Genomic DNA, 15,409 nt, shown 5'->3' on the forward strand with positions numbered 1-15,409 from the left:
AAGATTAATTCCAATAAATAAAAACACGATTAAATTCCTTATTAAGGTTTTTAATCGTGTTTTTATTTATTATTTAATCATTCTCATGAACATCAAAAGCTGATAACAGCATCTCTTCAACACCAGGAGCATCCGGATTGTGGGAACCATGTCCTTTATCTAAAGTACGCATTTGATCAATTTCATCATCTGTCAATGAAAAATCAAATATGTTTAAATTACTGGCAATTCTTGCTTTATGAGTTGATTTAGGTAACACAATAATTCCCTCTTGATTTTCAAAACGAAGAATTATTTGACCAACGTCCTTATTGTACTTATCAGATAATTTTTTGATAATTGGTTCATTAAATAAATCTCTATTTCCTTGTCCTAATGGTCCCCATGCTTCAATCTTAACATTGTTCTTATCCAAAACTTTTTTCAATTCTACTTGCTGAAAATATGGGTTAAACTCTACCTGATTAACAGCCGGAATAGTCTTAAAATTGGGAACAAACTTTCCCCATAATTTAGGTGTCATATTGCTAACACCAATGGATTTAATTTTTCCTTCTTTTTTAGCTTCTTCAAGAGCCCTCCAAGCACCAGCTACGTCACCATATGGTTGGTGAAGTAAATATAAATCAATATAATCTAATCCCAATTTTTTCAATGATACTTCTAAACCTTTTTTAGCAGCCTCATAACCATAATCCTGTAACCATAACTTACTTGTCACAAAGATTTGGTCGCGTTCGATACCACTATCCTTGATTGCTCGGCCAACCTCTTCTTCATTAAAATAGGCCACTGCGGTATCAATATGACGATAGCCAGCCTCCAATGCATCTAAAACTGCTTGATAAGTTGATCCATCATTAGGAATTCTAAAAACTCCAAAACCAATTGCAGGTATTTCATTACCATCATTTAATAAAATTTTTTCCATTATTATTACCTCTTTCTTAATTGTTCCAAACTAGAACCAAAAATTTGTTCAATTGTAACTGGATCACGATGATCAAAAAATTGACTTTCGTTTCTATCCAATGAAGCAATTGATTTCATTTCTGAATCCGATAATTCAAAATCAAAAACATCTATATTTTCTTGCATTCTTTCTTTATGAACTGATTTAGGAATTACGACAATTCCTCGTTGCAGTAACCATCTTAATATAACTTGACCACTAGTTTTATTATACTTTTGACCAATAGAAGCAAGTGTCTCATTAGTAAAAATATTATGCTTTCCTTCAGCAAATGGCGCCCATGCTTCAACTGCAATATCTTCACTTTGAGCAAATTCAACTTCTTCTTTTTGTTGATGCCAAGGATTAACCTCAATCTGATTAATTACTGGTTTGATATCATTTGATAACTCCAAATTTTTTAACTGATCTGCATAAAAGTTTGAAACACCAATAGCCCTGATTTTTCCAGCTTCATAGGCTTCTTCCATTGCTCTCCATGCACCTGAAACATCACCGTAAGGTTGATGCATTAAATACAGATCTAAATAATCAGTTTTTAAATTTTTTAGGGTTTGATCGATTGCCTTTTGAGCCTTAGGATAATTTGCATCTGAAACCCATAGTTTAGAGGTTACAAACAGATTCTTCCGATCAATACCACTCTTCTTAATGGCCTTACCAACTGCGGTTTCATTTTGATAAGCGGCCGCTGTATCGAGTAAGCGATAGCCTGAAGCAATTGCATCAACCACTGCAGTTTCGCATTGTTGTAAATCTGTTATTTGAAAAACTCCAAAACCTACTTGTGGCATTTCTATGCCATTATTCAATTTAATAGTTTGCACTAATTTTATCCTCCCGCTAATTCATAGATTCATTCTAGAACTTAACTTATAATTTGAAAATTACTAGATAGACATGCTACTATACAAATAACGTATACTAAGAGGCAAAAAGAATGATTGATAATTACTTATTGCAAGAATTAATTACTTTTGAAAAATATGGAACTCTAGCCGCTACAGCAGAACAATTGTCTGTTACACAACCAACAGTAACTCGTGGTATGCAAAAGTTGGAAGACGATTTGGGTGTAAGAATTTTTGATCGAAAACCTAATAAAATTACTCTAACAAAGACTGGTCAAATTGCTGCAATTGAGGCAAAGAAAGTTCTCCAGCAAAATCAGCTTCTTATCGACAGGGTTCAAAAATATGATTACAACAATAGAATCCTAAAAATAGGTTCTATTGCCCCCGGTCCTTTAATCGTCTTAAAAAACATTCAATTGGAATCAAATGTCAGAATAATTAATGAATTTATTTCTAACCAAAATATTGATTCATATTTACAGAATAACGACTTTTCTATACTCATTACTAATCAAGAAATACAAAACAACACTTTAGAATCATATTTTATTGGATCTGAAAGGTTATCAGTTAATTTAGATAAGTTTACCTTCTTAGCAAATAAAGCCTCTGTTAAATTTAAGGACTTGAAAGGTATTAGTTTTATTGTTTTAAGTGAAATTGGAATTTGGAAGGACATTATTCAAGCACAGATTCCTAATGCCAAATTTCTTTATCAAAATCAAGTTGATGCCTTTACCGAAATTACCAACTATTCTAATTTTCCATACTTCACCACTAATTTATCGAAACTGGAACCTGATCGTCATCCTGACCCAAATGATGATCGAGTTCAAATACCCATTAGTGACCACAATGCCAAAATTGATTTCTACGCCGTTTATAAAAGGGACAATAGAAGCTTAGTTAATCCCTTAATTAAAAAAATCATTCAAACTTGGATTTAGGTCATCTTATTTCTCCAAAGTACTCTAGCGGCTATATAATTGATTATGCAATCACTTACAAAAAAATTTCGAAAGTGAGGCATAAAATTGAAATATCTTACCTTTAATCATCAGAATACATCTACCATTGGTATAGGAACCTGGCATATCGGTGAGGGAAACCATGAAAAAACTAATGCAGAAATTCAAGCAATGCGTTACGGACTAGATCATGGGATTAATATCATTGATACTGCTGAAATGTATGGTGAGGGTTTGTCAGAACGACTTGTAGGACAGATTATTAAAAATTATCATCGTCAGGATTTACAATTAATCTCCAAGTTTTATCCATTTCATGCTACGCCTAAGTTAATTGAGGAAAGCTTAAAAGCCAGTCTCAAGAGACTTCAAACTGATTATTTAGATCTATACCTACTACATTGGCGGGGTAATACACCACTTGCCCAAACTGTTTTCGGTCTGGAAAAAATGGTCCAAGCAGGATTAATAAAAAATTGGGGTGTTTCTAATTTTGATTTGAGCGATCTTAAAGAATTATCTGAAATTACCAATGGTAATAATTGTCGCGTAAATGAAGATCTTTATAATATAGGTAGTCGTGGAATCGAATATTCCATTTTACCTTGGCAAAAAAGTCATCACATGTCTTTTATTGGTTATTCTCCATTTGGATCAGATGGTAGTGAATATTTAAAAATTGATCCTATTTTAATAAAAATGTCACAACAAAAACATATCACTGTTCATCAACTTCTTTTAGCATGGGTTATTCGGAACCTCGATATTTTGAGTATACCCAAAACTAGTTCTATTGAGCATATGAAGGCAAATCTTGAAGCACTTGAGATTAATTTTACAAGTGATGAATTGGATTTACTTGATCAAATTTATCCTGCACCTAAACATGAAATTCAATTAGATACTATTTAATAAAATAAACCTAGAAATATTCTATTTTTAAATAAAGAACCCGATTTAATAACTATTTGTAATGGTTATTAAATCGGGCTTTTTGTTGAAATAATTTAACTTATATATTCCATTCTGACTATTTCAAACATTCAAACAAAAAAGCCCGATAAAAGTTTCACAACTTATATCGAACTAATTAAATTCTATGAATGTTTATGATTGATTTCAAAGCCTGCAATTCCAATTAACATTGTAAATCCAACAATTGATGCCAATAGATTTTCTTTATTTCCAGTCTGTGGGAACGTCTTTCCATTATATCCATTAGCTGCATATGGGTTGGTTGCAAACGTAGATAATGATGGATAAGAACTTACCCCGTGGTTGGCACTTGTATTGCCTGTAACTTCAGGTAATTCAGGTACAACTGGTTTCAAAGATTGTCCTGGTTTATTAGGTGATCCGGGATTAGTTGGAAAAACTGGTGTCTCCGGTTCACTTGGTTTTACCGGTGGATTTGGCTTCACTGGTTTTTCGGGTTCACTTGGTTCTCCTGGTTTTACCGGTGGATTTGGTTTCACTGGTTTTTCAGGTTCACTTGGTTCTCCTGGCTTTACCGGTGGATTTGGTTTCACTGGCTTTTCAGGTTCACTTGGTTCTCCTGGTTCTACCGGTGGATTTGGTTTCACTGGCTTTTCAGGTTCGCTTGGTTCGCCTGGTTGACTAGGTTCAGTAACTTTTTCATTTGTAGCTGTCAAAACTGTTACATCATTTGGCAAAACTGTAAAATGAATTGGTGTACTATTCAATTCATATCCTTCTGGTGCTTGAACTTCTACCAATGTATATTTTCCAGGAGTTAATTCATCAAAGAAAATCTTACCATCTTTATCAGTCGTTAGGGTCTTTGCAACGACATTTCCATTTTCAAATCTTAACTCATAAACTGCTCCTGGAAGCCCAACTTTAGAAGATTTATCTGTCTTAGTTAGCTTAAATCCACCAGTTGATTCACCACTATCTGGTTTAGATACATCTAATTTAGTAAGTTGGATAGCTTCGGTTTGATCTTTTGTAATTGTAAATTCAATCGGTGTGGTATCTAACTCATAACCTTCTGGTGCTTGAACTTCAACAAACGAATACTTTCCAGGTTGGAGTCCTGAAACCTCAAGTTTACCAGTTTCATCAGTATATAGATTTTCTTTAACCACATTACCTGATTCATCCAGTAATTTGAATTCAGCACCGGCCAACCCTTCATAAGTGGTTTCATCCAATTTCGATAGAACAACTCCTCCAGTTATTGGCTGATCTGTTTGACTCAATTCAATCGGTGCTGTTTCTTTGCCTGTTACTGTAAAGTGAATTGGTTCTTTATTTAATTCATAGCCTTCCGGAGCTTCAATTTCTACTAATGTATAGTCGCCCTTAGGAATATTGTACAAATTAATCTGTCCATTTGCATTTGTTGTTAGATGCTCTCTAACTACTTTACCTTCTGAATCAAGCAAATTATATCCAGCATTTGCTAATAGTGCTCCAGTTGTAGCATCCTTCTTAACAAGAGTAATACTAGAACTAGGGACTGTGCCGCCTCCTGTTCCAGAACCTCCCCAAGTTACATCGGCACTAGAATTACCTTGAGCTTGATCTGATGTCAAAGTTGCATCATTTGTCCAAATATTCCCACCATTGGGATTAACTGTGGGTTTAACCCTAAAGGTCATATTTACCGCTTTATCAACATTACCAAAGTCAAAGCTAATTTTGTTACCTTCGACTGTAACTTTAGGTGTTAACACTTTCCCATCAGGTAAGAAAAATCCACCCATACTAATATTTCCTGTTTGTGCATAGACACTAGAATCTACATATTCTTGATCAGGTCCTAAAGTATCAGTAATAACAACATTTGTCAGGTTTTCACCATTCGGATTAAAGATGATGTTCCAGATGATGTTCTTCAACATCCCATTCTCATCGTAATCATAAACCCAACCTGCCTTACTGATATTCCAATCATAATGGTTGGGATTCTTAGCACCATTTACAGTATAATAAAGCGACCCGTGTCTACCCTCTCCATTATAATTCTCGCTAAAGGTAATCGTTCCTGTCGTCTGATTAGCGCCAATAGAAAAGCTACCAATGACTTCTCCCTGTTCATTATAAACTGGAATATTAGTCAACCCATTAACGACTTTAACGCCACTTGGAACCTCAAACGTGGCTGTATCGCCGGGGGCTATTTGTACGCCATCAGCAATAGTCCAGTTATAATTTACTGTATAGTAATTGGTAGTAATCGCATCACTGCCGCTGACTACATTGCCGTTTTTATCTTTGATTACCGCACTACCGGCATCCAATCCAGAAACTTCCAATGCAGTTCGTTGTTGGGGAGCTGCAACTTGCGCGGCTGAAACGACTTTGAAACTTAAAAACATCCACGAAATAATAGCAATCATAATCGCTATGAATGTTATTAAAAGGGGTTTTTTATTAACTTTCATGGTCGTATCTCCCTTTTAACTATTTGATCTCCATAAAAAAGTTAAGTTCAGCTTTATTCTTCGATCAAATAATATTATATGCACCATTCATTTAAGTACAAATAAATAGACCATATATTCCTTAATAATGACAATACGACTACTTCAATAAAATATAGGACTCCCCACTTAAAGTAACTAGCGACATTTTCTATCATTCCTAATTTTAAGTTCTATCAATAAAATCTTTAAATAAAGCCAATTGTTTAGAATCATCTTCCCACATATTTTCAGGATGCCATTGTACCGCTTGAACTGATGCATCATCGCTTTCAATAGCCTCGATCACACCATCTGATGCTTTTGCAACAATCCTCAAATCGCTTGGAACACTCTTAATAGCCTGATGATGTCGGGAATTAACAAAAACATTATCACCAATCGATTTGAATAACGCCGAATTATGTATTACAGAAACAAAATGTGTAGGTTGATTTCCAGGAGCTTCTTGATTATGTTTCAAAACTTTACCTGGATATTGAGCTTTTAAATCTTGATAAAGACTACCGCCTAGAGCTACATCAATTATTTGAGCTCCACGACAAATTCCTAGAATTGGAATATGCTTTGCAACTGCGGTTCTAACTAATGCAATCTCGAAGATATCACGACTACGATTAGTTATTCCTAATTCAGGGATAGGTTCCTCACCCATAAAATTTGGATCGACATCTGGACCACCCGGAACAATAATGCCATCTAATCTTTCTAATAATCCATTTACAGATTCTTTAGGCACATTAGGTAAGCCTACCGGAATTCCTCCCGCAAAAATCACCCCATCAATTGTAGAATGTGGTATAAAATTCATCAATCTTTGATTAATAATAGACGTTGCGCCCAAATATACATCCGAACTAATCCCAATCAATTTGCTCATAAGCTTATCTCCTTTCATTTCTCACTTTAATTTTTAGATTATCACTCTGTTTTAATCTGTCAAATATTTTATTAATAATATTAAATAAAAACTAATAAAAGTCTATATAAACATATAACATCTTCTAATAATTTAATTATTCCAATAAAAAAAGATATAATTTTCAAATAAACATTCTTTTTGAAAATTATATCTTAAAATTATTCTCATTTATTTTGATTCAAACCATCTTCCTGTGTAATCCGTTGAATATGAATTATAAAATACAATAATTCTTTACTACTTAATTTTACTCCCATGACATTTTCAATCTTATTAACAATTTGTTTCGCAACATAGGCGGTTCCAGGATAAGTTTTTTCCATGTCTAATTCAATCTTCTTATCAAACCCGGTATCTTGAGAAATATTATTCAGCCTTTGCGATAGATACTGTAAATGAATCATAAATCTATCGTAATAATTACTATTACTTTTGGTTCGAAAAATATTATTACGTATCAAGACTGATTGAATCAATTTATTAAAATCAACTTTATCATCAACTCGGTATTTTGAAACTTGATTACTTTTAGCATTGATAAAATGAAGTGCCAAATTTTTTATCTCTGTTTCCGGTAAAGAAATCTGTAAATTATAATTTATAATATTTAATCCTTTACTGGCAATCAAATATTCATCCAGATATTGATTACTCATATCAGGAATCTGACTGGAATGGTACTTGCCGGCTTGAAAATTCTTATATGCACCAAAGATATGATCGCTCAAAGTAATATAAATATAATCAAGCAGTTGATAATTAAACATTTTTTTCGCATAATCAACTATCTCATACGTAGTAGTAACAATATCAATTGGAATATTCTTAATTAAGAAATAAAGATTTTTCTGTGAATCCACTGTATCAAGATAAAAGATTTTTTCAATTCTTTGGCTATTTAAATAAGAATTTTTCGACTTATTATATGCAATTCCCTTACCTTTAACTATTGCTCGCTGTCCATCTCCCAAATCAATGACGGCTGTATTATTATTAAAAACCTCTTTTATAACTAATTGCATAATTCCTCCTCATGTAATTAATTATAAAGTAGTTTAATTCAATGCAAATTTCTCAATCGCCATACCAACACCACTATGATTATTATCAGCTGTAACAAAATCACTAACATCTTTTACATCTGGCATCGCATTATCCATGGCAATACCTTTTCCAACTATTTTTAGCATTGGTATATCATTATCACGATCACCCATAGCCATGCAGTCTTTTAAGTCGATATTTAAAATATTAGTTAATTTTATTAAAGCCTGTCCTTTATTGACATCTTTTGGAAAAATCTCTAAAAACCCAACACCTGTTCGAACGACAAAATAATCCTTATCAAAACGCTCATGTACCATTTCTGAGATACCATCTAGTTTCTCTTTATTACCATTAATAATTGCTTTGGCTATTTGAAAATTACTTGGCAAATCAGCTGGTTCTTTAAAGTAGAGTCCATTGGCATTTTCATATGCTTGCATAATCGTATATTTATCAATCCATTCACGATTACTTGTAAAGGTTCGACCAAGATTATCAACTACGTTGTATTGTAATTTATTCTCATGAACAAATTGAACAAATTCCCGATAGAATTCATTACTCATCATTTTTTGAAATACGATTTTCCCTTCCATATCTTCTATAATGGCTCCACCATTTGTAATTATGTACTGATCCGAACCTTTAATATCAAGGTCATTTGCATACTGCATAACGGCGTTATGCGTTCTTCCTGAGCAAAGCACAATTTTGATTCCTTGATTTATCGCCTTCTTAATTGCAATCTTGTTTTGATCAGAGATCGATTTCTGAGTCGTTAATAATGTGTCATCCATATCTAGAGCTATTAATTTATAAGTCATAATTTTCCTCCGTTTAGTATTATTGTAATATTCTTTCAAAAAAAAGAGAGCAAAAGAACTAAAAACATAGTCTAAATTTGCACTATAAATACAAAAAAACATGTTCAGCAAACTGAACATGTTTTTTCCACTCTCTTTAACTATTTCATTGTATCTGAGAGTTCTTTAAACCATAAAGCACTCTTTTTGACATAACGTTTTTGATTATTAAAATCAACATAGAAAAGTCCATAACGCTTATTGTAGCCATTAGCCCAAGAGAACTGATCTTGTAAGGACCAAATAAAGTATCCGTTGACATCTACTCCTTCAGCACGTGCTTTTAATACGGCTTGTAAATGTTGATCGACATAATCGATTCTCTTAGGATCATCATAAATATAATCGTCAGATACATTATCTGGAACCTTTTCCTTCATGCCAACACCATTTTCGGTAATATAAATCGTTTTACAATTTTGATATTCTTTATGAATTCTAGTTAGAACATCATATAGACCTTCTGGATAAATATTCCAATCCCAATCAGTTATTGGTATATCTGGATTCTTAACTGTTTCACATACTCCATGAAATCTAAATGAACTTGTTCCCTTATCGCCAGTTCCATTAAAGGTATTTCCACTTTCACCATCATAGGCCTGAACATATTGATTTTGATAATAATTTAAACCAAAGAAATCATTTTGAGTACTTGCTCTTTTCAGGATTTCCATGTCATCTTTTTCAATATCTAATTTAGCATCATTTTTGTCTAGAATTTCATTGATCAATGCCATAGTTTCTTTACTGTACTCACCCAAGAATGTTCCATCCAGTAAAAAGCGATTAATAAATGCATCCTGTAGATCGGCTGCATGACGATTTTCTGGTGTATCGATAATTGGATAAACTGGTTGAATTACATGAATCAAACCAATTCTTCCTTTACATCTCATCTCTTTGAAAAGATTAACCACTCGAGCATGAGCCAATAGTTCATTATGTTCAGCTTGAATCGCACTAGAAACATCAAAGTGATGATTTGGTGGAAAATTACCACCAATGTACTGTGACTGAGCTAAAGAAATTAATTCATTGATTGTAAACCAGTTAGTTACTTCAGAAAATTCTTTAAAACAAAACTTAGCATATTCTACAAAGGCATCAATTTGTTTGCGATTCAACCAATCCCCCTGATCAAACAGAGTTTTAGGCGTATCAAAATGATGTAATGTAACATATGGTTCAATTCCATCATCCAAACATTGCTTAAACAATCGATGATAATATGTAACACCCTTTTGATTAGGTTCACCAGTTCCATCTGGAAATATTCGTGACCAAGCAATAGAAACACGAATAGCATTCAATCCATATTCTTTTGAAAGAGCTAAATCTTCTGGATAACGGTTATAGAAATCACTAGCGGGGTCAGGACTGAAACGACCTTGTTCTTTCAAATAATCGTCCCACATTGTTTTACCTTTGCCGTCAACTTTAGTGTTACCTTCAACTTGATAGGCTGCCGTTGCTCCACCAAGCACAAAACCTTTTGGTAGTGATTTCACACGATTAATCAATGTCATTTTGCTTCTCCCTCATCATCGTTATCTTGTAATTTATTAACAATAAATTCCAATGCTTTATCAGCATGTCTCGTCAAATCAATATATTGTTTACCAGTAGTGGTAATCATTTTAACATCACTGTGATCAGCTTCTTGTTTTAATGAATCTTTCATGGCGTCCATTTGTGGTGCAAGTACAGTAACATCCATATCTGGTAACAAATCACTGTGTGCACCATAAGCAGCAGCTGCCGCCTCAACGGGTAAATCTTTTTCTTTAGCCATCTTATTCAAAGCATTGGCAAGGATACCGGAAGTACCACCACCGGCACAAATAACTAGGATATTTAATTCTTTTTTATCTTTAGTTAAACCTAGAGGAATATCACCAGCGGCCGTTGCAACAACAGCGTCTGTAGCTACATTTGCATCTGAATCAGGATTTTCAGCAACAGCCTTATCTTTTTCAGCTTCTTCCGCAACTTTTTGCATATCGTATGCTTTGAAGAATGGGTAATAAACAGCTGTATCCATTACTAGTAAAGCAACAACTAGAATCAAAGCTTGAATTGAGAATCCAACACCCATAAATAGTCCAATAGGACCTGGAGTTGTCCATGGTAAGTTGTAAATAAATCCGTTCATTCCAAAATGATCAACGAATATCTTGAATAACCAAACATTCAAAATGGGAGCACCAATAAATGGAATGAAGAATATTGGATTCAAAATAAGTGGAGCACCAAACAAGATTGGTTCATTAACACCAAATGTAACAGGAATTGCAGCAGCACGTCCAACGGCTTTCAATTCTTTTGATTTTGCCCAAAGGGCAAACATATATGTAATTACCAATGTAGCACCAGTACCACCTAATGTGGCAACAAAATATTGAGTACCTTGTGCCAAGATACTTGTAGCGTGTCCACCAGCTTGAAAAACCTTCATATTAGCTTCTACGTTTGTCAGGTAGATAGCTGTAACGGCGGGTTCAACAATTGATGGCCCTTGAATACCAATGAACCAGAAGAATGCCATGGCACCATAGACAATGGCTAAACCAACATAACCATCAGCGGCCGTAAATAATGGAGCTAGAACTTGAATAATCCAAGCAGCCAAGTTAGTACCAGTTGCCATTCTGAAGAAGACATCAAACAATCCAAAGAATGATGTTGATAATGCGAATGGAATAATATTAGCGAAAGCTGATGAAATATTCTGTGGTACTTGATCAGGCATTTTGATAGTAATGTGATTCTTGAAACATACATAGTACAAGTTTGGAACAATAAAACCTACTAAGAAGGCTGCTAGTAAACCTTTAGTACCCATGTAACCTTCTGTAAAAAATAGACCTAATTTATTTGTAAATGGATCAACTGCAACTAATAGAAAAGCAATTTGTGCAGCAAACATTACTGATGCCGTAGGAATCTGATTAATCTTTGGCAAACGTAAATTTAAGCTCTTTGTCAAAGCTCGTGCAACATTAGCAGCAGCCATTAATGAAAGAACGCCCATTGAATAATTATAAATTTTCATTAGACCATCATTAACATTGGTTGGCCAATAAAAGCCCCAGATATTAGGTACAGCTGATACCAAAATGAATAATGATGAAAAAATAATGATTGGCATCAATGAAATAAAACCATCACGAACCGCTTGCAAATAAATATTAGCTGAAAGCTTTTTAAAAAACGGTTGTGCTTTTTCAATTTGCTTAACAATTGTATTCATAAGTACTTCCCCCCAGATAATTAATAATTTCTAAATAATTAATCCTTTATATCAAGTTTTTGTTCGATTTTGTTTATACGCTCGTATTCATCAATAAAGAACTTACATTGATCCATCAACATCATCGTTGTCATCAATGTATCTTGTCCATGGACCATAATAAATGTCACATCCATATCCATCCCACCAGCTTCATCAGCTAATAGTTTTGTTTGTTCATTGTGAGCATCAACAATTGATTGATTAGCTTCTTCAACTAATTTTTTAGCTTCTTCGATCTTACCTTCACGAGCATTATCCAAAGCTTTAAGTAAAGCCGTCTTAGCATCTCCTGCATAAGCAACAATTGCAAATCCTGTCATTGAAATATCTTCTTTAGTAACTGCCATAATAATTACCTCTTATTTTTTAGTTTTCTCTTGTGTTAATCGTTGAATATGAATTATGAAGTACAATAGTTCACTACTGCTAATTTTCTTACCCAACTCGTTTTGAAGACGATCATAAATTTCTTTCGCTATTTGAAATGATTTAGGATATGATTCCTTCATCTCAAGCTCTAATTTTTTATTAAACTTTTCATTTTCATCTTTGAGATCATCCAATCGAGCTGTTAAATATTGAAGATGTATCATAAACCGATCGTAATAATTTCCATTACTGTCCTTACGGAAGATGTCGTTATCAATCAAAACCGCTTTAACAATCTTATTAATATCAATTGCTTCGCTCTGTTTTAATTGATTGTTTTGATCTTCTTCGCCTCTGGCATTAATAAAATGTAAAGCAATACTTCTGATTTCAGATTCAGGAAAATTAACACCTAAATTAGTATTTATTACATCCAATCCATGGCTTGCAATCAGATACTCAGTAGTATATTGATTGCTCATATCGGGAACTAAACTTGCTTGATATGAATGCGATAGATATCTTTTATAAGCACCAAAGATATGATCACTCAATGTAATATAGACATAATCCAAAACACTATAGTTCAGTTCTCGTTTAGCATAATCAATAATTTCATATGTAGTTGTAACTATGTCAATTGGAATATCTTTCATCAAAAAAAATAAATTTTCTTGAGATCCTTTTGTATTCAGGTAAAATATCTTTTCGATTTTACTTGTGTCCAAATTTGAACCTTTATTCTTATTGAAAGCAATACCTTTTCCTTTAACAATCGCTTGTTTATGATCCCCTAGGTTGATCAAAGCATTATTATTGTTAAAAATCTGAGCAATCTCAACCATCAAATACTCCTCCTTTCCAGACAATAAAAAAGCGAGATTACAGACACCTCCACTTATACATAATTATGGTCTTACCCATATCTACGTATCTGTGATGTGTCTAGTAATCTCGCCTAATTTAATAGTAACAATTTACTAGTTATTCATCTTTCAACACAAATTAGTATATAACAGCTTCAAACATTTGTAAACGTTTTCAGACAATATTTTTCTTTTTTAGAGAATTTTATGGTAAATAACTAAATTAAATAAAAAAATAGATTCAGATATTAAATATTCTGAATCTACATTTATAAATATAATCATTCTAAAATCTCATGTGTCTCACTTAACTTCTTAAACCAAAAAGCACTTTTCTTAACATAACGTTTTTGAGTTGAGAAATCTACAAAGAACAATCCGTAACGTTTACTATAACCGTTTGTCCACGAGAATTGATCTTGCAAAGACCACATGAAATATCCTTTAACATTTGCTCCATCATTAATCGCTTCAGCGATTGCTTTAAAATATTTTTGTAAATAATCAATTCGTTTAGGATCATCGATCACAGTATCATTATTTGCATTCTTAGGTAAACTTTCCTTTAATCCAATACCATTTTCCGTAATATAAATTGCTGGTACAAGTGGATATTCATCATGAATGCGCATTAATATATCATGCATCCCTTTAGGATAAATTGGCCAATCCCAATCGGTCGTTTCAATTCCGTCAGGTTTCTTTTCTTCACCAATACCATGTAATCTCGAAACTGAAGTTCCTTTAGCACCAGTTCCATTATGAACTGTCTCGGAAGCACCTTCATAAGCTTTCATCCACTTACTAAAGTAATTATTTACACCAACGAAGTCTAATTGATGTGCAGCCTGACTTAATTCATTCATTTCTTCTGGTGTTGTTTTAAACATTGGTTGATTATTATTAGCAAGTATTTCTTTAACTAAGGATAATGTTTCAGGACGATATTCTCCTGCCAATGTTCCATCGAGATACAAACGATTTTCAAATGCATCTTGCAACTTGGCCGCATGCTTATCTGCTTGGCTATCACTATATGGATAAACGGTTTGTAACGCATGTACAACCCCTATTTCTCCACCTAGATTCATATCTTTATAAGCATTTACAATCCTAGCATGAGCAACATTCTGATTATGCTCAGCTTGAAAAGCATTATCGAATCTACCCTTTTCCCCAGGAGGAAAAGTTCCAGATACGTGTTGTTGAATCGCCATTGATGTCGGCTCATTAATTGTTATCCAATGCTTAATTTCAGGAAATTCTTTGAAACAATACTTGGCATAATCAACGAAGGCATCTTGCATAACTGGACTTAACCAATCACCAATCTCATGCAATTCTTGTGGTGTATCAAAATGGTGTAACGTTACAAAAGGAACAATATTATGCTTAGCACATGAAGCAAATAATTTATGATAATACTCTACCCCACGTGGTTCAAGTTTATCAGTTGTTCCATTTGGGAAAATTCTGGACCAGGCAATTGAAACTCTAATGGCCTGAACACCATATTTTTCTGACAAAGCTAAATCTTCATCATAACGATGATAAAAATCAGCCGCTGGATCAGGACTGAAGCGCCCCTGTTTTTCTAAGTAGTCGTCCCAAAGGACTTTTCCTTTACCATCTTCTTTAGTAGCACCTTCAACTTGATAAGCTGCACTGGCACCACCCATTAAAAAATCTTTTGGTAGTTTAAGCATTCTTAAAACCTCCTATAAATTTAACTGTGACAAATAAAAAGAGACCACTAGCATACATCAAATGTAATTTCTACATAATCAGTAATACTGTGATCTC

Annotated in this window: 13 protein-coding genes; 2 read left to right on the top strand and 11 right to left on the bottom strand. The window is 33.5% G+C overall.

What is annotated here, in order from left to right:
- Nucleotides 1-73 precede the first annotated feature (73 nt).
- Nucleotides 74-931, bottom strand: a complete 858-nt coding sequence (locus CBP76_RS03280) for an aldo/keto reductase (RefSeq protein WP_102195512.1) — start codon at nt 929-931, stop codon at nt 74-76.
- A 5-nt stretch (nt 932-936) separates the two neighbouring features.
- On the bottom strand, nt 937-1,809 hold the full coding sequence (locus CBP76_RS03285; protein ID WP_166667165.1) for an aldo/keto reductase: 873 nt from the start codon (nt 1,807-1,809) through the stop codon (nt 937-939).
- A 104-nt stretch (nt 1,810-1,913) separates the two neighbouring features.
- On the opposite strand from CBP76_RS03285, the gene CBP76_RS03290 reads away from it, so the two are divergent.
- Together CBP76_RS03290 and CBP76_RS03295 are read left to right on the top strand one after the other, a co-directional pair.
- Nucleotides 1,914-2,774 (top strand): LysR family transcriptional regulator, encoded by an 861-nt coding sequence (locus CBP76_RS03290; RefSeq protein WP_102195514.1) that lies wholly within the window; start codon nt 1,914-1,916, stop codon nt 2,772-2,774.
- A gap of 87 nt (nt 2,775-2,861) precedes the next feature.
- Nucleotides 2,862-3,707 carry an aldo/keto reductase gene (locus CBP76_RS03295; protein WP_102195515.1) on the top strand — a complete coding sequence of 282 codons (846 nt, stop codon included), beginning with the start codon at nt 2,862-2,864 and terminating at the stop codon, nt 3,705-3,707.
- Between the two features lie 185 nt (nt 3,708-3,892).
- On the opposite strand, the gene CBP76_RS03300 is transcribed toward CBP76_RS03295, so the two are convergent.
- From CBP76_RS03300 to lacG (CBP76_RS03340), 9 genes are all read right to left on the bottom strand, one after another.
- Nucleotides 3,893-6,205, bottom strand: a complete 2,313-nt coding sequence (locus CBP76_RS03300; protein ID WP_102195516.1) for an MSCRAMM family protein — start codon at nt 6,203-6,205, stop codon at nt 3,893-3,895.
- Between the two features lie 205 nt (nt 6,206-6,410).
- Nucleotides 6,411-7,124 carry a gamma-glutamyl-gamma-aminobutyrate hydrolase family protein gene (locus tag CBP76_RS03305; RefSeq protein ID WP_102195517.1) on the bottom strand — a complete coding sequence of 238 codons (714 nt, stop codon included), beginning with the start codon at nt 7,122-7,124 and terminating at the stop codon, nt 6,411-6,413.
- 206 nt (nt 7,125-7,330) lie between these two features.
- Entirely contained in the window at nt 7,331-8,188 is an 858-nt protein-coding gene (locus CBP76_RS03310) for a PRD domain-containing protein (RefSeq protein ID WP_102195518.1), read from the bottom strand.
- Nucleotides 8,189-8,221: 33 nt separating this feature from the next.
- Nucleotides 8,222-9,037, bottom strand: a complete 816-nt coding sequence (locus tag CBP76_RS03315) for a Cof-type HAD-IIB family hydrolase (RefSeq protein WP_102195519.1) — start codon at nt 9,035-9,037, stop codon at nt 8,222-8,224.
- Nucleotides 9,038-9,177: 140 nt separating this feature from the next.
- On the bottom strand, nt 9,178-10,605 hold the full coding sequence (lacG, locus tag CBP76_RS03320) for a 6-phospho-beta-galactosidase (RefSeq protein ID WP_102195520.1): 1,428 nt from the start codon (nt 10,603-10,605) through the stop codon (nt 9,178-9,180).
- On the bottom strand, nt 10,602-12,329 hold the full coding sequence (locus CBP76_RS03325) for a lactose/cellobiose PTS transporter subunit IIB (protein WP_102195521.1): 1,728 nt from the start codon (nt 12,327-12,329) through the stop codon (nt 10,602-10,604). Before CBP76_RS03325 ends, lacG (CBP76_RS03320) begins: the two co-directional genes overlap by 4 nt.
- A 38-nt stretch (nt 12,330-12,367) precedes the next feature.
- Nucleotides 12,368-12,718, bottom strand: a complete 351-nt coding sequence (locus CBP76_RS03330) for a PTS lactose/cellobiose transporter subunit IIA (protein ID WP_102195522.1) — start codon at nt 12,716-12,718, stop codon at nt 12,368-12,370.
- 12 nt (nt 12,719-12,730) lie between these two features.
- Nucleotides 12,731-13,585 (bottom strand): PRD domain-containing protein, encoded by an 855-nt coding sequence (locus CBP76_RS03335; protein WP_102195523.1) that lies wholly within the window; start codon nt 13,583-13,585, stop codon nt 12,731-12,733.
- 302 nt (nt 13,586-13,887) lie between these two features.
- Nucleotides 13,888-15,312 (bottom strand): 6-phospho-beta-galactosidase, encoded by a 1,425-nt coding sequence (gene lacG, locus CBP76_RS03340; protein WP_102195524.1) that lies wholly within the window; start codon nt 15,310-15,312, stop codon nt 13,888-13,890.
- Nucleotides 15,313-15,409: the final 97 nt, after the last annotated feature.

The organism is Companilactobacillus nuruki (genome assembly GCF_002872255.1).
GTDB lineage: Bacteria > Bacillota > Bacilli > Lactobacillales > Lactobacillaceae > Companilactobacillus > Companilactobacillus nuruki.